The organism is Sphingobacterium sp. lm-10, from assembly GCF_023554555.1.
Taxonomy (GTDB): domain Bacteria; phylum Bacteroidota; class Bacteroidia; order Sphingobacteriales; family Sphingobacteriaceae; genus Sphingobacterium.
In genome coordinates, this window is the sequence record NZ_JAMJWC010000002.1 from 476188 (window position 1) to 493822 (window position 17635).

Consider the following 17635-nt stretch of genomic DNA (forward strand, 5'->3'; position numbering starts at 1 on the left):
TTCTCTTTTTTACTGGTTTTTTAGTTTTTAGGTTATCATAATCTTTCTAGGTTTAGTTAAGTGTATAATATTGGTTTCGTGTTGTTTATTTTATGGTAATGATGCGTCCCCGTATAGCATATTGGAATTGACCTAATTCGGCGATCACATCGAGAATATCTACCAAACTCTCGTTGTTCTCGAAATCACCCGTAAACTTCCTCGTCGCCAGTTTAGGGTTGTTTACTTTTATTTCCACATCGAAAAGACGCTCTAATTCGTCTGTGATATCCGCAAATTTTTTGTTCTTGAAGATGAATTTTGCATCTCGCCAACCATACTCATACGCAGTCGCTGCTTCCGTACGAATGAATTGTCCGCTTTCGATATCATACACTACCGTTTGATCAGGCTTCATCCGTAACCTTTTACCTCTTGAACTCAATATATCCACAGCACCTTCTACCAAAGCAACACGTACTTCGTGACGACTTGGGCGGTTAGCCACGTGAAAGGATGTGCCAAGCACTTTCACTTTTACGGTTGCGGTTTCTACAATGAAGGGGTGCGTTGCATCTTTTGCGACATCAAAAAAGGCTTCCCCTGTTATTGCTACCCTACGCTCGTCTAGACCAAAATCAGGCTGGATGTGTAAGGTAGATTCCGCATTCAGCCACACCGTTGTGCCATCGGGCAAAGTGGTTTGAGTCTTAGATCCTTTAGCCACGGTAATGGTGGATGGAAATGCTGCTATGCCGTCTGCTTTTTGACGAGCAACCATCAAACCCAGCAAGAAACATACAATTAGTGATGCCGCTGCGCCAATATAAGGCAGTATGCGCCGAAGTCGAATAGATCGATTTGCCTTTGTTCTTGTGACGAATGCTTGATAAGCCGCTTCTGTAATGGTATCGGTTTCACTGGACGGTACAAAATCCATCGTCGTGTAAAGCGTTACGGTTTTCTGATAAAATTCGGCATGTGCTACAGACTGCTTTCGCCACTGTTGTAGCTCCTCCACTTTCTGTTCGGACGCGTTGCCGCTCAATACATCATATATATGGGCAGACCAATATGCTTGTTCGGTTTCTGTCATTGATTTAGGGGGTCGGTTGTACGACGGTTAATTACTAGTAAGACAACGATTCGTGAAGAGAGGGTAAACAGAATGTTAACTATTTTTTAAAAATATTCCTGAAGGTAGCGACGAAGATGTGCAAGCGCTTGTTTTATATGGTATTTCACTACATCAACAGATACGTTCAGATGATCCGCTATCTCAACGTATTTCATATCGCCAAACCGGCTAAGCGTAAATATTTCTCTGGTGAGCGCTGGGAGTAGCTTAATAGCAGATGCAATCTTAAGATCTAGTTCTGAGGCCAGTATTTTACTAATCGTGTTGTCTTCCGCGGCGGCATCCATATCTTCGTCTTGCGAGATCGGAAGTCGCTGGTTGATCTTGCGTCGTTTAGTTTCTTGCTTGATATGTGTGATGCATCTATTGCGGATGGATCGAAGTAAATAAGGACGGAGTGCTTGTATTTCTGCCAAACCCGCACGATTTTGCCAAATCCCGAAAAAAACATCATTTACAATGGTTTGAGCGTAGTACTCGTCGTCGATTATTCGATTGGCGTAAACACATAAGGGGTAATAATGTGTGTCATACAAGTTTTTGTATGCCCGATTGTCTCCAGCTTTAAGACCCGCCAATAATTCCCAGTCCGACATATCAGCACAGAAATAAAATATAATCCATATGGGTAGTATACGGCATGCTTATCATTGGTAGTAAATGGTTGACGATCTAGGTAATATGTAATGGCTAAATTACGGATATTTGAAATATATGCAATAGGAAAATTTTACTGCTGATGCGGATTTGAAATAGCACAAAACTTGTAAACCGTATTTGTGTTATTAAAAAGCCTATTCAGATAGGCAGGTTCAATATTTCAACTCAATCTTATACAACAACATGCTATGAACAGATACTTAGTCGTTCTACTTCTATGCCTCGCCATGTGTGGTAAAGCATCTGCGCAATTTCACAGCCTTCCATTTGAATGGAATTTACATGTAGGAGGGAGCTATTTTAGTGCACCGGCACTTAACAACGCTATGCAAGAACAAGGAGTAAGTACGATCTCTCCGGTTGGTATTAATGTCGCGTTAGGAATCGGTTATCGATTTGGCAAAGTGGTTGTAGGAGGAAATGTTTCCAGTATGTATGGTATTGGGCGCGATAGCGAATTTACGGCAACAACACCTACCGCTTATATTGCGACCAATATGTTTTATATCAACCGATGGGTGGTCACACCTTCACTGGGTTTTGGGCCACAATTTACTACAGCAGTAATCAACAAAAATAATGTCACAGGAGACTTTGATGAATATTTGACGATACGATCCAATCAAACTCGCCTTAGACACATCGTGCCTGTTGCAGATCTCGGTATCACGGTCAAGACCTATGATTTGCTGACGGCTACTTATCGCCCTAAGTTCAAAGTAGGCTATCAAATGGGAGTAAGCCGGCAAGCCTGGAAAGTAGGAAATGCCGAATTAATTAATGCACCAAATGATCGTACTGGCACTGTTTACCTACAAATTAGCATGGGAATAGGCAGGTAGATGTTACGCAACTAAGAGGCATAAAGTAACGAACCCCTCAGCAACGAACAGTGCTAAGGGGGTTAGTGTAGACTTTTGCTAGAATCGAATATTCAACCCTAGTAAGAAATTGATGGTGGCCTGGGGGAAATAGAAATTATAAAAATTATGTGTACCGGATGGGTCTATAGACCCCCACGTGTATCCATTGGTTGCAAATTTTGTGTTTAATACATTGTTGACCGCCAAATTTAGATCCACCCGTTCCAATCCCCAGGCAGATAATGTGTAGAGTGCACGCAGGTTGTTTACAAAAGATGGGTCTATACTTCTGTCAAGCGAAGAAGTATTGTCTAAGTACATGCGCGAAACATATTTACTCGTCAGACTCAACGCCAAAGGTTCCATTGGTCGATAGGTGAAATCACTGGATAACACCGTGCTTGGTGATAGTGCAATATCAGTTTTGTCATACGTATTCACCTGCTGACCAGCCATATTCCAATCTGCATCATAAATAGCGATGTACTCTACAAAATTTCGAATCTTGTTGGTACTCAATGCGGCAGTTGCCCTCCACTCGAACTGAGGGGAGATAATCCAAGCGCCATCAAACTCCACTCCAGCGCGATAGCTATCCGGCACGTTTTGGCGAATACTACCACCAACATCATTTAAGGCACCAGTTGCAATTAATTGATCTTTGTACAGCATAGCGTACGCATTCACTCCTAGGTTGAAGTTTGATTCGCGCAAGCGGTAGCCCAGCTCTACATTATGCATGCGTTCTGGTCTGGGAAACTCATTAAGCGGATTCTCTGCGTAATCTTTCCGCACCGGCTCTTTGCTTGCATAGGCATAAGAACCGTATACATTTGCCGATTCGTTGATAAAATAAGTGGTACCAAACTTGGGGTTAAAGAAATGCAGATTATCCCTAAAATCTAGATATACAGCTCGCTGATCTGGCCCTTCCGCCCGGTAATTAATGATGCGGTATTGCAGATCAGCATTGAGTAACCAATCGTCTTTTCTGTAATCTGCTTTACCATAGATGTTAAAGTCAGTCTTTTTGGCATCATTAAAATAATAACGATCTCCCAAATTACCTGTAGAGGCATAGCGTGCCCAGATGACCTCACCAAAATGGTCGCCTATATATTCATTATACGCTCCGCCTACAGTAAATCTTAAATCATTGGATACTTTGTAATTGGCAGCATAAGTCACGCCGTAAAAATGATTGTCTAGCCAGCGCTGTCTCACCAGATCCGTACGTGAAATAGTATCCGTGCCATGAATCACATTTGGAAGATTATATCTGGAGAGACGATCATCCGCACGAAACTCTTCAAAATAGCCAGCTCCGCGTGTGTAATGTAACGCGCTTTGTATACTTACCTTATCGTTTGGTGTGAAACTGTATTGTAAATGCGCATGTGTTTGCTGGTAATTGTCGGTTTGCCCATCGTACGTGTAGAAATTGTATCTCCGGTCTGCATTAAACAATCGCTGTCTCTCCGTTTCATCAAATATTTCCATGGCATCTGCATACGCAGGTAATTCTTCGCGATTGCCGGTCAGCAGTGGTTCTGGTGTGCCATACCAAGCCTGATAGGTCGTTTGTTTTCCAGAAAATAAGGTTGCTTTCAAGGTATGTTTCTGCGTATACACCCCCCCGTCAAGATAAAAGGATTGCATATTGGCCGATGCACGCTCCACATAACCATCGGTAGCTATGCGCGACAAACGGGCATTAAAGGCATATTTATTCTTTAATAAGCCAGAACCTACTTTTACTGTATTCTTCCAGGAGTTGAATGAGCCATATGAATTATTCAACTCGGCATAAGGCTGCGTTTCCAACACATCGGTTTGTATGTTTACCGATGCGCCGAATGCACCGGCACCGTTGGTAGAGGTACCAATACCACGCTGTACCTGTATACTTTCTACGGATGATGCAAAGTCGGGGAGATTGACAAAAAAGGAACCCATGCTTTCTGCATCGTTGAGCGGAATGCCGTTTAAGGTTACATTGATGCGTTCATTGTCTGATCCACGAATGCGCATACTGGTGTAGCCGATTCCGGCCCCTGCATCAGAACTAACAACTACACCCGGCGTCTGATCCAGCAAGAATGGAATATCCTGCCCCAAATTGGTCTTGCGCAACTCTTCCTTGCTGATGTTACTAAAGGTGGTCGGGCCATTTTCGCGTGCTCTAGTAGATTGTACAAATACTTCCCCCGTCTGGTGCATTGCCGGCTTCAAGATAAGGTTTAGGGTAGATTGTCCTGCCGGAATGACTTGAGATGCCGTTTCATAGCCGAGATAGCTTGCTTTCACGGTTTGGGATGCTCCAGTTACCTTAGGAAAGGTAGTCATACCACGGGTATTTGTAGTTTGTGTTATATTACCGATAGATACCGTGACTCCGACGATTGGATTGGCGCGCTCATCAATTACTTGTATAGAAAGTTTTTCCTGCGCAAAAGCCAGGCACGCCATCAAGCATAGGGCACATAAGGCAAAATACTGCTTTATCATGTTAATCTGTTTGTTGTTCGTTAAACATGATGTTGCAAGGGGTTACAACACCTTTTTATTTAACTTCCCTCCCTACGCCGGCATTATCCGGATCAGGTATGTCTCACCTTGGGTGAAACTGGGTATAATCTCAGCCTGTATTCGTGTTAATAAAAACAAGGCACCCCTAATCGATGGCGCAAAGCTAATTCTTTCTAGCAGAATATAAAAGCTTAATTTGAGAGCCGTTAATTTTTATATTCGCTCAGATTTCTTTACGTTTGACTGCAAGGGTGAAGTGTTTTTCTTCACCTTATCTCATGAAACGCTAAATGGCAACTTACTACACTGCAGATTACATTATGCCGGTTACTTCTCCACCGATTAAAGGGGGAGTTGTCGCTTTGGATGAAAAAGGACTTATTGTTGGAGTCTATCATTCTTCCGATCCTCAACTTCAGGATAAAAAATTGATCCGGCACAAAGGTGTTTTAACGCCAGGGTTTGTTAATGGACATTGCCATTTGGAATTGTCACACATGAAAGGTAAAGTGGCAAAAGGAACGGGTCTTCCCAAATTTTTGAATGCCGTCATGTCGGAAAGAACCGCTTCGCAAGAAGCTATCAATCAAGCAATGGTGGAAGCGGATAAGGCTATGTTTGCTAAGGGTATACAGGTGGTCGGAGACCATGTGAATACAACGGTGTCAGCAAAGGTGAAAGCGCAAAGTCCGATCTGTTACCACACCTTTGTAGAATTGCTTGGGTTTGATCCGGCGGTAGCCGATGATCGGGTTGATCAGGCAAGAGATATTGAATACGATTTCGAACCACAGCGCACTTCGATCACGCCGCATGCCGCTTACTCCTGTTCCAAGAAATTGTTGAGATCCCTTTCGGATAAGGTGGATGCCAATAATATCTTCAGCCTTCATAATCAGGAAAGCGATGAGGAAAATAAATTTTTCCGTTACAAGCGAGGTGAATTCCTCGACTTTTATAAGGAGAATAATATTTCACACGATCATGTGACGGCGAATGGAAAAAATGCATTGCAAAACAGCATTCAATTCTTACCAGCCGAGAATCGTCTGTTATTAATACATAATACGTACACTGCACCAAAGGATATGGACTACGTAACTCGGATCGGAAGAGATGTGTATTACTGTTTGTGTCCAAAGGCCAATCAATATATCGAAGGCCGCTTGCCGAAAATACAAAGCTTCGTGTTGAGCAAGCAGAAGATCATGATTGGCACCGATAGTTTAGCATCCAACGATACACTGGATGTGTTAGAGGAACTGAAGACCATCCATGAGGCATTTACTGATCTATCTTTCGAAACTACCCTTTCATGGGCTACGATCAATGGTGCTAAGGCACTAAAGTTGGATGATAAATATGGTTCTTTAGAAGTAGGAAAATCACCAGGTCTACTTTTGATTAAAGATTTGGATGGCCTGACTATTACTGCTGAAGCCGCTGTTCAACGGATTGTATAATTCTTTCTATATATTGAACTGAGACGTTGAGGCAATACAAAATGTATAGGCTTAATTTGAAAATGTCCCACTATATTTGCAATCATGAAACAGTGGAATATCACAGTAACCGGCAAGGTGCAAGGAGTACATTTCCGTGCCGCTACAAAAGCGGTCGCTGATCAATTAGGTGTGAAGGGATATGTAGTAAATCAGGAAGATGGTTCTGTGTTTATAGAAGCTGTGGGTGATAGCTTTGGATTAGAAAGCATCAAAGAATGGTGTTGGGAAGGACCGGATGCTGCTGCGGTAGAAAATGTGCAAGTCTTGGAAGTGGCGCCAAAGAATTACCACAATTTTGAAGTACTAAAAAAACAGCGGTAGGTGTCAGGTATCAAGCGGCTTTTGACGGATACGATTATCTATGGTTTTACGACCATTGTCTCCCGGCTGCTCAACTTTCTCCTCACACCAATCTTTATTGACCGGCTAAAAGGTCCTACCGCATTTGGTGTTTTTACCAATCTGTATGCCTGGATGTCTATGCTCAATGCGCTATTAGCATTTGGCATGGAAACCACCTTTTTCAGGTATTTGCAGAAGGTAAAACCAGAAGAAAAGGGAAAGGTATTTGATCATGCTTTTTTTGTTACGTTGATTACCTCTTTGTTGCTTGGGGTTACCATTTATTTCACCAAAGAGAATATTGCTGCATGGTTTAATGAAGGTGGAGCGTCCGCAGATTACACCACGTATATTCAATTGTTTACCGGTATACTCATTGCCGATGCGCTAGCTGTAGTCCCCTTTGCTAAGCTTCGTGCCGAGGGCAAGGCCGTAAGATATGGTACCCTGAAAATTCTGAATATTGTTGTTAACATAGGCGGTAACCTGTTGTTTCTATTTCTGTTTCCGACGTTAATCGTAGATAGTGCGTTCTGGCGAGAATTCTTAGTAGGATGGTTTCAGCCGGATTGGGTGTTGGGCAATATATTCCTGGCTAATCTTATCGCTAGTCTCTTCACCCTGTTGATGCTATTACCTCAGCTTATTAGTCTGCGTTGGCAGATAGATAAATCGCTTATTAAAAGTATGCTTTGGTATAGTTTTCCGATATTAATTGCAAATATTTCCTTTATCATCAACGAGCATCTAGACAAAATGATGTTTCCACACTTGTTGCCAGGAGCATCTGGCAAACAAGATTTGGGTATTTATGGTGCCGTGTCGAAAATCGCAGTTTTCATTAGCTTATTCGTTACGGCATTTCGTCTTGGAGCAGAACCCTTCTTCTTTGCTTATGCAAAAAACGAAAATGCGAAGAAAACCTACGCCAATATCATGATCTATTTTGTGCTATTTATGGTCATCGGTATGTTGGGCATTTGTGCGAATCTGGATTGGTTAAAATATTTTATTAATAAGTCCGGTGATCCTGTACAACAGGCCTTGTATTGGTCGGGGCTTCCTATTATACCCGTATTATTGTTTAATTATGTGCTCTTAGGCATTTATATGAATCTCTCCATTTGGTATAAGCTTACCGATCAAACGCGCTATGGGCTGTATATCTCCGTAATTGGAGCGATCATTACCGTCGTTTTAAATATCATTCTTATACCTAAGTATTCGTATGTAGGAGCCGCATTGTCTACCACAGTAACATATTTAAGCATGGTGTTGCTTTCTTATTTTTGGGGGCAAAAAAATTACGCCATACCTTATTCAGTTGCTAAAATTTGTATATATTTACTGCTCGGAATTTCATTAGCCGCTATTATGCAAACGCTTTTAAGCAATCATGTTTGGTGGAGTAATGGGCTACTGGCTGCTTTTGTTGTCATAGTAGGAATTAGCGAGAAATCTATCATATCGCGCCTCTGGAAAGCAATTAGACCTTAGAATCGCCGAACAACATAAATCTAAAAATAACTTTTTACATCAATGCCAGTCGATCTACAACAAATACGTGCGGAAATGCCTCCTCGTAGGCCAAAGTTTTATCAATTGCTCTATGTACAAGTACTTTTTGCCATCCTTGCGGGTGTGCTTTTGGGACACTTTCAACCCAATTTAGGAGAGTTAATGAAGCCTTTGGGAGATGGATTCATCCAATTGATTAAGATGATCATCGCACCTGTAATCTTCATTACCGTGACTTTGGGGATTGCTTCGATGAATGATATGAAAAAGGTTGGTCGTGTAGCAGGAAAATCAATGATTTATTTTCTCACGTTTTCCACACTGGCGCTTATCATTGGGCTCGTCGTGAGCAATGTGTTTCAGCCCGGGAGAGGACTTAATATAAATCCAGATACATTAGACATTGACAGCGTTTCAGACTATGTGGCCGGCGCGAAAGACTCCTCTCTCGTCAAATTTGTTTTAAATATCATTCCGCAGACATTGATCAGCCCTTTGACTGGTACGAATATACTACAGGTGCTATTTACGGCTATTATTTTTGGAATCGGGATAGCTTCCACTATCGATAAGAGTAAGCCGGTTTATGATTTTATTCAGGCGCTGTCTCACCCGGTGTTTAAAGTCGTCAATATGCTGATGAAGTTAGCACCTATAGGAGCGTTTGGTGCTATGGCGTTTACGGTCGGCAAATATGGGCTTAGCGCCATGTCTAATTTAGCTTTTCTAGTCTTAACCTTTTACCTCACCTCTTTCTTCTTTATCTCCGTAGTTTTAGGGGCCGTAGCACGTTATAATGGCTTCAATATCTTTAAGTTGTTGCGCTATCTCAAAGACGAGCTGCTATTAGTCTTAGCAACTAGTTCTTCTGAATCAGCGCTACCGAGCTTGATGCAAAAAATGGAGCGGGCAGGATGTGCTAAGCCGGTAGTTGGACTCGTGGTACCTACAGGCTATTCCTTTAATTTAGATGGCACGAATATCTACATGACCTTAGCTGCGCTGTTTATTGCACAAGCCTGTAATATTGAATTGGGCTTAGATCAGCAAATTATTTTGTTACTCGTAGCGATGTTGAGTTCTAAGGGCGCTGCTGGAGTTTCTGGAGCCGGTTTTATCACCTTAGCGGCTACACTTGCTGTGGTGCCCGAAGTGCCAGTGGCCGGTATGACGCTGATCTTAGGTGTAGACAAGTTTATGTCAGAATGCCGCGCGCTCACTAATTTGGTGGGCAATGCAGTAGCCACTGTCGTGGTGGCAAGATGGGAAAAGCAATTAGACACGCAACAACTACATGATTCATTAAATAGCACGACAGCAGAATTGCCGGCCTAAGTCCATTTGAGTATGATACTTTCTTCCAACATTGTCTTTTGGTTAAGAAACGTTAACATTCTCCCTTATATATACTATTTTCTTGGCTGAAACGATTAATAGCTGTAATTTGGAAGCTTCCACGTGCGTAAAGGCACTATTTTTGTTTCCTGTGTCCACGTTGTTATAGAATCAAACCCGTTAATATGTATATTATTTTCCTCATCATTGGGGTTATCATAACTTTTGTCTTAAGCGTCCTCAGCGGAGGAGGTGCCAGTTTGCTGGTCATGCCCATTATCACGGCATTCATAGGTGTTCGGGGTGTGGCTCCGATCATGACTATCGGAATCGCCTGTAGTAGTGTTTCCAAGACATTTTTCTTCTGGAAAGATATTGATTGGCACTTGTTTAAATGGCTTTTCCCTTCCACTGTGATCGGTTCAGTGATCGGCGCGCGGTTACTTGCTGAGGTGCCCACAGATCTGCTTCAAATTATCATCGGTTTATTTCTGGTATCTACCGTAATCCAGTTCAAAGCACCAAAAGCAACAGAAACGGAAAAGAAAAAAACGATCAAAGCCTGGCATTTTGCACCAATGGGTTTGGTGGTGTCCTTTCTTTCGGGTTTGATCGGTGGCGTCGGTCCATTGATGAATTCCGCGTATCTCCAATACGGCATGTCGAAAGAAGCACTTCTGGGTACACGTTCTGCCAATGCCATCTTGTTACACGTAACAAAAATTATCAGCTACGCGGCACTAGGGCTAATCGACGGAGAAATTGTGAAATACGGTCTAATCGTCGGTGGTGCAGCCATGGTAGGAACCTATTTTGGTCGCAAATTACTCGGACGCATTTCAGAATACATGTTTCGCATGATTGTCGTTTCCAGTATGGTGCTGAGCGGAATTTACATGTTAATCAAAAACAAAGAGTACATCTTGTCATACCTGAACGATGTGCCATTATAAATATAAATAAGCATTTTTTACGCAGTATTTATGCGCCTGATCGTTTCGATAGCCATGAATACTGTATGTTACATGAAAGATAAAATCATTTACATATGAAACTGTCAATTTCTAAAGGTGTTCATTTAGTGGAGCCGGGAGATTTCGAGCCAGCGGATCACTGGTATCCCCGTGCATTGAACTCCAATTTACATCCGCTGGTGTCTTATTTCTTGAATCTGAATAATCACCAGCTCGTGGAACGCTACGTCCGCTTAAATCCGCATGTACAGTCAGCAGCGTTGGAGAAAGTGATCAATTATACACCCAAGTATTTTAAATGGGCGGGCACGGATTTAATGCATGTCGTGAATAGCAAAGGGCAGAAAAAGCTAGTAGTCATTGAGACCAACTCCTGCCCTTCAGGGCAAAAATCAATGCCTTTGCCCGAATTTGATCCGGAGAGCGGTGGCTATTATAAGTTGATGAACGATACCTTTAAGCCCATTGTAGATGCGCACGAAGAAACGGGTGCACTAGCCTTGATCTATGATAAAAACCCGATGGAAAACGTGGGTTATGCTTCCGCGATTGCAGACGTTTTTGGCGAACCAGTCTATTTAGCAGAGTACAAATCGAGCGATGTCGAATCTGTCAAGTTTGAAGATGGTAAATTGCACATTCAAGACGAACAGGGCAATTGGGTGCCGATCAGAGCCGCTTTTCGCTACGTAACGCAGCATCCTTGGGATCGTATTCCAGAAAAGTCAAAAACATTACTCCTGAATCCTATTGAAGCTTGTTTGGCTGGAGGCCGAAACAAAAGTGCGGCATACAAGGCTTACGCAGATTTCAACGAAGAGTTCAAGAAAGATGGTTTAGAGATCTATGTTCCCAAGACCTTCTTAGATGTATCGCTAGGCGAGTTGGCCTCTTATTACGATCAGTTGGAAGGTAGTATGGTCATTAAGGTGCCAGATAGCAATGCCGGGCAAGGGGTATACACTGTAACGTCGCAATCCGAGTTTGATAAAGCTTACCAAGCACTGTCTGCAAATCCAGATGATAAGTACCTCATTCAAGAATTAATTTTCAGTAATGCAAACGAAAAGTTCGAAAATGCCTTTTATCATATAGGAACTTTACCCGATACGAAGAACCGAAGCTTTGCCTTCGACGCACGGATGATGGTGCATGCTACGGAAAAGGGAATGAGGCCATTAGCCATCTATTCTCGGAAATCCAAGTATCCGCTTAACCAACCCCTGCCCGAAGGGCTAGATTCCTGGGAAGTTTATGGAACCAACCTGTCGGTCAAAAATACGGATGGTTGGTCTTACGACGATGTACGCCTGATCTTGTTCGATATCAAAAATTTCGGTATATTAGGTCTTGGTCTAGATGAATTGATCGAAGGTTTTGTGCAAAGTTGTATGGCCGTTTACACGATAGATCAACAGGCAAAAAAAATGTTTGATTAAACAAGAGAAAGATATGAACAACATACTGGTGATAGAAGACGACTTGATGTTTTGTAAGCTTGTGAGCAATTACTTGAACAAAAACGGATATCAGGCATCGCAGGCCACAGATGGTGCTTCTGCAAAAGAGCAGTTACAAAATGCTGAATTTGATGTAGCATTGGTGGATTATAGGCTGCCAGATACCAATGGGGTGGATTTGGTGCGCTGGATTAATGAAAATACTGGCGTGAGCAAAGTGATAGTCATGAGCCGCATGCTGGATGAGCAATTACGTGAGGAAGCACAATCGCTGGGCGTAACGACCTTCCTTAATAAGCCCTTCAACCCCTCAGAACTTTTAGCGCTTCTAAAATAGCCGAAGCACTATTGATAAATCTTCGCTTGTACCGCTAGGTACAAGCGAAGATTATATAGCTCCCTAAATTTGCTGCACGTGAATTCATTAAAAAGTAAGATATTCTTCATTCTTATGCTGTCTGCGCTTTGCATTGGCGGGATAGGATTTTATTCGATCAATAATCTTTTTGAACTTACAGATCGCGTAGCTCAATTATCTAATCCTAATAAGAAATGGGAGCTTTTTCGCAAGATTACGGCAGATTTACATCGATTAAACGATGTTTTTTATGCCCAAAGTTTGCTTCCTGCAGAAGATTTCGATAGCCAACATGTGCTGCTTATCGACTCTATCGGAGATAACATCCTTAAATTACGGTCGCTCTATTCTAATGAGTTGGATTCAGCAGATATTCAAGATCTGGACTCTATTCCGACCGTTCTGGAGCAAATAAAAGATGAGTTTCGCGTGTTGAAGAGCATGCGCAGTGAAAAACAACTCGAAGTGCTAGATAATCTGGAAGAGGATTTGCTTTCTAAATTAGATACATTTAGCTCTAGCGACTCGCTCAATATTATAGACCGTATCTCTTTAGAAGTACGAAGTCGCAATATTCCAGATAGCATGTTTTTCCAAAAGGAAGATTCGGGTAGCAAAAGACGAGGCTTTTTTCAACGATTGTTTTCTAAGGCCAAGCCTCCTAGGACAGAGCCGAGAGTTTTGCAACAGACCTATAAGACGATCTCGGATACTGTGGTGCATACGGTGACCGATACCGTCGTGGTGGAGCGAGTAGATCCGCCACCAGCAGAAGATCAAGTAACGGAGGTTATCAAAGATGCATTTGCCAATTACTATACCAATGAGCTAGAGCTCATGGAGCGGATCAATCAGAATGAGATCAAGCTCTATCAGAAGAGTGCGCGCATCACGATGGATTTGGAGCAGATCTTAAATGATCTACGCTTTCAAGAGAACAACCAGACCATGGAGCAGGCCCGTCGTACTGCTGCGTTTTCCAAAAACTTTCAGCACACCATTATCATCGTAATTGTATCTTTTGCCGTTTTAAGCTTTCTGTTGGTGTTTTTAGTGGGACGCGATATCAATAAGAATAAAGAATATCAACAACAGATTCTGAAGAATGAGGAGAAGGCCAAGCGGGAAGTAATCGCCAAGCAACAGTTCCTCACGACGATGAGCCATGAGCTGCGCACGCCGCTTACTTCCATTATCGGCTACGCCGAATTACTAGACTCATCAGATACAAAAGCGCGGTCTATCAAGTCCTCGTCACTTCATCTGCTCAATGTGGCCAATGAGATATTAGACAGTGCCAAAATTGAGTCGGGTATTATCGAAATTTCTGATAACGTTTTTGATCTGACGGAGCTTTTGCAACAGATACGGGACAATACAGCCAATATGATTGCTGATGCACAACTGGAAGCTCAATATATTCTGCCAGAGGAGCCTTTCTACGTCTCGTCTGATGGTTACCGTATACAGCAGATCATTTATAACCTCATTCATAATGCCATTAAGTTTAGCTACAAGGGTTTCGTAAAATTGACTGCAGGAGTAGTGGAAACCGATGGAATTTATGAAGTAAACATCGATGTTGCCGACTCGGGTATTGGTATTCAAGAAGCTAACATTGATATGATCTTTGAGGAATATCAGCAAATTGGTACCTATAAAAATAAATCAAAAGGCATCGGGCTTGGGCTAGGTTTGGTGAAAAAAGTAGTGCAACAATTACAAGGAACCATCTCTGTAACGAGCAAGGTAGGCGAGGGATCTACTTTTCACCTGTTCCTGCCGCTAAAGAAGTCAGATCCGCCTGTCTCAAACGACGAACTTTCAGGCTTGTCAAAATCCTTGTTAAAAGAGAAGGAGATCTTTTGTGTAGATGATGATCCACTGATCACGAAGCTCTACGAAATGATTTTAAGCGAGTATGGTGCTCATATCACCACCATGAATGATCCGTTAGAGGCTTTTGAACACTTGAGCAAAAAACGGGATGTATATGACCTTGTTATTACTGATGTAAAAATGCCAGGCATGACAGGGCATGAGCTGTTGGCGGCATTAAAATCCGATGGTGTCCGGCCTAAGAAAGTGATTGCCTCCACCGCGAATGTCTTACTTAATGACGAAGAGAAAAGTGAATTAGAGGCATATGACGCTTACATTTCCAAACCTATCCTGAAGATCAAACTATTAAAAACAATCACTGAAATACTGGATGTGGCTTGGGAAACAACCGACGCTCAGGAATCAACAAATGTGAGTAGAAGCACCTCGTCTCAGCCTATGTTTTATCTGGATGATTTAGAAGCCTTTACGATGGGGGATGACGGCATGTTGGAAGAGGTATTGCAAGAACTTCAGCAAGGAAACAGTGCTATGTTGGCCGATGGGATGCAGTACCTACACGAAAAGAATACCGTAGCATTGGGAGAACTAATACACAAGTTAAGCTCGCGTTTTGCGCAAATTAAAGTGAAAGAAATTCGTCCAGTAAAAGTGCTAGAAAAGGCCTTGCTTAATCAGGAAGATAAGCTAACGGAGGCGGAAGAATTATTAACCTATTGGAGCGAGGTAAATCACCGGCTAGCCAAATACATCACCGATCGGTTTAAACCGATCGGCTAAACATCGATAGATAAATAAAATAAGTTAAGATACGATGAGTTCTGCATCGAATTGATGCTCGATTTCGTCCAGTACTTCCAGAATTTCGCTATGAGTAGGAAGGCTTACCAAGCGCATCCTATACTCTTTGAAATTGGGGATACCCTTAAAGTAGTTCGCATAGTGCCTGCGCATCTCAAAAATACCAGTCTTATCACCTTTCCATTCAATGGACTTCGTTAAGTGTGTTTTGCAGACATCTACCCGTTCTTTAATGGTTGGACCATCAAGATGTTCGCCCGTTTCGAAGAAGTGTTTAATCTCTCTGAAAATCCATGGATAACCAATCGCAGCTCGGCCGATCATAATGCCGTCTACTTCATATTCTTGGCGCCACGCAGCCGCTTTCTCTACCGAATCCACATCGCCATTACCAAAAATTGGAATTTTTACCCGAGGATTCTTTTTTACATCGCGAATCATAGACCAGTCTGCTTGGCCTTTATACATTTGAGCGCGTGTACGACCATGAATAGAGAGGGCTTTGATCCCCACATCCTGCAGCCGCTCTGCTACTTCATATACATTCTTCGTATTATCATCCCAGCCCAAGCGGGTTTTGACTGTAACAGGCAGATGAGTTCCTTCGACAACGGCTTTGGTCATGGCGACCATTTTATCGATGTCTTGCAACAAGCTAGCACCAGCGCCACGACAAGCGACATTCTTAACCGGACAGCCATAATTGATGTCGATAAGATCCGGGCCAGCTTGGGAGCTGATTTCGGATGCCATACGCATGTGTTCTATTTCAGAACCAAAGATCTGAATACCAATAGGGCGCTCGTATTCAAAGATATCTAATTTCTGACGCGACTTTGCCGCATCGCGAATTAAGCCCTCAGACGAGATAAACTCTGTGTACATCATATCCACCCCATTTTGCTTACAAACAAAGCGAAAGGGTGGGTCACTTACATCTTCCATAGGTGCAAGCAATAGCGGAAATGCGCCCAAATCTATATGATCTCCAATTTTTACCGACATAGCGGCACAAAGATACAAAATATTTTATTTCAGCTTAGTAGGCGCCAACCACATAGCCCAGCATATAGTCGTTAAAGCGCTCATAGTAAACATCGAATACCTGCGAGCTACCATGTGCATCTAGCCTGACCTGCATCACCCCTTGAGGCGTGTATTCGAAGGGTAAGATGGTCATGTTGTTTAAAAATGAGGTTCCTTTATTGCCCTGTAATTTGTATACCGCTTCTTTTGCGCACCAGCAAGCATACAACTGCTCGATACGATTCAATTTGGTGGGTAAGAAAGAAAGCTCCTCTGGTTTAAGAAACTTTGCTTTGATGCGCTCAATTTTATCTTTTACCAATTCCAGATCAATACCGCATACGCCCTTATTACTCAACATGGCACCGGCGTAATCAAAGGAATGTGTAAGCGATATCTGCAAGGAATAATCTGGGAGGTAAGGCTTTCCGTTGCTATCTGGCACGCAACGAATGTATTCTTCCGTGTGCAATAGCTGTCGCAACAGTACGCGGGTAGCTAACCAATGCAGCGTGCGTTTACCTTTATTCAGATTTTGTAGTGTATGCAATTCCACTTCACTCAACTGTAGAAAAGACAATAGCTCATCGGCCGTCTCCTCGATTTTCCAGATTGCAAATTTAGAGTCCGCATCGAGCTCCCGTAGATAAACTAATCCCATATTCAAAAATAAGCAACAAAAGTCAAATTTGCTGAATATCATTCAATGATGTATTTTTGATGCCCGGCTATTTTCCTAATAGCGGGTTTAACAAACGAACATATGATCTTATCTGATAAGCGAATAATGACAGAGATTGAAGAAGGGACGATAATCATTGAACCTTTCGATCGTGCTTGTCTGGGCACCAATTCGTACGATGTACACTTGGGTAAATATTTGGCAACCTATCGGGACCGCGTTCTGGATGCGAAGAAACACAATGAGATATATCATTTTGAAATTCAGGAAGGTGGCTTTGTTTTGCAGCCCAATACCCTATATCTAGGCGTAACGTTGGAGTATACCGAAACCCACAAACATGTGCCTTTTCTGGAAGGAAAATCCAGTACAGGAAGATTGGGTATCGATATTCATGCAACTGCAGGCAAGGGTGATGTAGGCTTTTGCAATACCTGGACGCTGGAGATATCTGTGGCACAACCTGTTCGTATTTATGCCGGCATGCCCATAGGGCAATTGATTTACTTTGATGTAGAGGGCGATATTGAAACGCTATACAACACCAAGGGAAATGCTAAATACAACAAAAAAACCGTGAGACCAGTCGAAAGTATGATGTGGAAGAACACCTTTTAGCCAAT

The 17635-nt window shown here is 42.5% G+C and carries 15 protein-coding genes; 10 read left to right on the top strand and 5 right to left on the bottom strand.

Annotated features, from left to right (window positions below):
* Positions 1 to 85: 85 nt before the first annotated feature.
* Positions 86 to 1075, bottom strand: a complete 990-nt coding sequence (locus tag M8998_RS12030; protein WP_249993168.1) for a FecR family protein — start codon at positions 1073 to 1075, stop codon at positions 86 to 88.
* A gap of 86 nt (positions 1076 to 1161) precedes the next feature.
* Positions 1162 to 1713 (bottom strand): RNA polymerase sigma-70 factor, encoded by a 552-nt coding sequence (locus M8998_RS12035; RefSeq protein ID WP_249993170.1) that lies wholly within the window; start codon positions 1711 to 1713, stop codon positions 1162 to 1164.
* A 252-nt stretch (positions 1714 to 1965) separates the two neighbouring features.
* On the opposite strand from M8998_RS12035, the gene M8998_RS12040 reads away from it, so the two are divergent.
* Positions 1966 to 2619 carry a hypothetical protein gene (locus M8998_RS12040; RefSeq protein WP_249993172.1) on the top strand — a complete coding sequence of 218 codons (654 nt, stop codon included), beginning with the start codon at positions 1966 to 1968 and terminating at the stop codon, positions 2617 to 2619.
* Positions 2620 to 2697: 78 nt separating this feature from the next.
* On the opposite strand, the gene M8998_RS12045 is transcribed toward M8998_RS12040, so the two are convergent.
* Positions 2698 to 5148, bottom strand: coding sequence for a TonB-dependent receptor (locus M8998_RS12045; protein ID WP_249993173.1), 2451 nt, complete (start codon positions 5146 to 5148; stop codon positions 2698 to 2700).
* A gap of 311 nt (positions 5149 to 5459) precedes the next feature.
* Here M8998_RS12045 and M8998_RS12050 point away from each other — a divergent pair, with 311 nt between their 5' ends.
* The 8 genes from M8998_RS12050 to M8998_RS12085 all read left to right on the top strand — a co-directional run bounded on the left by M8998_RS12050 (position 5460) and on the right by M8998_RS12085 (position 15283).
* Complete coding sequence (locus tag M8998_RS12050) at positions 5460 to 6632, top strand: amidohydrolase family protein (protein WP_249993174.1); 1173 nt, start codon at positions 5460 to 5462, stop codon at positions 6630 to 6632.
* Between the two features lie 84 nt (positions 6633 to 6716).
* Positions 6717 to 6995, top strand: coding sequence for an acylphosphatase (locus M8998_RS12055; protein WP_249993177.1), 279 nt, complete (start codon positions 6717 to 6719; stop codon positions 6993 to 6995).
* On the top strand, positions 6996 to 8513 hold the full coding sequence (locus M8998_RS12060; RefSeq protein ID WP_249993179.1) for an MATE family efflux transporter: 1518 nt from the start codon (positions 6996 to 6998) through the stop codon (positions 8511 to 8513). It abuts the gene before it with no gap.
* A gap of 42 nt (positions 8514 to 8555) precedes the next feature.
* A complete protein-coding gene (locus tag M8998_RS12065; protein ID WP_284040400.1) occupies positions 8556 to 9869 on the top strand; it encodes a dicarboxylate/amino acid:cation symporter in 1314 nt (437 codons plus the stop codon).
* 185 nt (positions 9870 to 10054) lie between these two features.
* Positions 10055 to 10822, top strand: a complete 768-nt coding sequence (locus tag M8998_RS12070; protein WP_249993181.1) for a sulfite exporter TauE/SafE family protein — start codon at positions 10055 to 10057, stop codon at positions 10820 to 10822.
* A gap of 95 nt (positions 10823 to 10917) precedes the next feature.
* Positions 10918 to 12282: an ATP-grasp domain-containing protein gene (locus M8998_RS12075; RefSeq protein ID WP_249993183.1), complete on the top strand. Its 1365-nt coding sequence runs from the start codon at positions 10918 to 10920 to the stop codon at positions 12280 to 12282.
* A gap of 13 nt (positions 12283 to 12295) precedes the next feature.
* A complete protein-coding gene (locus M8998_RS12080) occupies positions 12296 to 12640 on the top strand; it encodes a response regulator (RefSeq protein WP_249993185.1) in 345 nt (114 codons plus the stop codon).
* A 78-nt stretch (positions 12641 to 12718) separates the two neighbouring features.
* On the top strand, positions 12719 to 15283 hold the full coding sequence (locus M8998_RS12085) for a hybrid sensor histidine kinase/response regulator (RefSeq protein WP_249993187.1): 2565 nt from the start codon (positions 12719 to 12721) through the stop codon (positions 15281 to 15283).
* Positions 15284 to 15307: 24 nt separating this feature from the next.
* On the opposite strand, the gene dusB is transcribed toward M8998_RS12085, so the two are convergent.
* The gene (gene dusB / locus M8998_RS12090; RefSeq protein WP_249993196.1) at positions 15308 to 16309 is read right to left on the bottom strand and encodes a tRNA dihydrouridine synthase DusB; all 1002 of its coding nucleotides are present in this window, start codon (positions 16307 to 16309) and stop codon (positions 15308 to 15310) included.
* Positions 16310 to 16343: 34 nt separating this feature from the next.
* Positions 16344 to 16991, bottom strand: a complete 648-nt coding sequence (locus M8998_RS12095) for a 4'-phosphopantetheinyl transferase family protein (protein ID WP_249993198.1) — start codon at positions 16989 to 16991, stop codon at positions 16344 to 16346.
* Between the two features lie 102 nt (positions 16992 to 17093).
* On the opposite strand from M8998_RS12095, the gene dcd reads away from it, so the two are divergent.
* Complete coding sequence (gene dcd, locus M8998_RS12100; RefSeq protein ID WP_249993200.1) at positions 17094 to 17630, top strand: dCTP deaminase; 537 nt, start codon at positions 17094 to 17096, stop codon at positions 17628 to 17630.
* The last annotated feature ends 5 nt before the right edge of the window (positions 17631 to 17635 follow it).

Bases quoted from the DNA above. Each gene is read 5' to 3' on its own strand.
- M8998_RS12030 (WP_249993168.1), bottom strand. From the start codon at position 1,075: ATGACAGAAACCGAACAAGCATATTGGTCTGCCCATATATATGATGTA.
- M8998_RS12035 (WP_249993170.1), bottom strand. From the start codon at position 1,713: ATGTCGGACTGGGAATTATTGGCGGGTCTTAAAGCTGGAGACAATCGG.
- M8998_RS12040 (WP_249993172.1), top strand. From the start codon at position 1,966: ATGAACAGATACTTAGTCGTTCTACTTCTATGCCTCGCCATGTGTGGT.
- M8998_RS12045 (WP_249993173.1), bottom strand. From the start codon at position 5,148: ATGATAAAGCAGTATTTTGCCTTATGTGCCCTATGCTTGATGGCGTGC.
- M8998_RS12050 (WP_249993174.1), top strand. From the start codon at position 5,460: ATGGCAACTTACTACACTGCAGATTACATTATGCCGGTTACTTCTCCA.
- M8998_RS12055 (WP_249993177.1), top strand. From the start codon at position 6,717: ATGAAACAGTGGAATATCACAGTAACCGGCAAGGTGCAAGGAGTACAT.
- M8998_RS12065 (WP_284040400.1), top strand. From the start codon at position 8,556: ATGCCAGTCGATCTACAACAAATACGTGCGGAAATGCCTCCTCGTAGG.
- M8998_RS12070 (WP_249993181.1), top strand. From the start codon at position 10,055: ATGTATATTATTTTCCTCATCATTGGGGTTATCATAACTTTTGTCTTA.
- M8998_RS12075 (WP_249993183.1), top strand. From the start codon at position 10,918: ATGAAACTGTCAATTTCTAAAGGTGTTCATTTAGTGGAGCCGGGAGAT.
- M8998_RS12080 (WP_249993185.1), top strand. From the start codon at position 12,296: ATGAACAACATACTGGTGATAGAAGACGACTTGATGTTTTGTAAGCTT.
- dusB (WP_249993196.1), bottom strand. From the start codon at position 16,309: ATGTCGGTAAAAATTGGAGATCATATAGATTTGGGCGCATTTCCGCTA.
- M8998_RS12095 (WP_249993198.1), bottom strand. From the start codon at position 16,991: ATGGGATTAGTTTATCTACGGGAGCTCGATGCGGACTCTAAATTTGCA.
- dcd (WP_249993200.1), top strand. From the start codon at position 17,094: ATGATCTTATCTGATAAGCGAATAATGACAGAGATTGAAGAAGGGACG.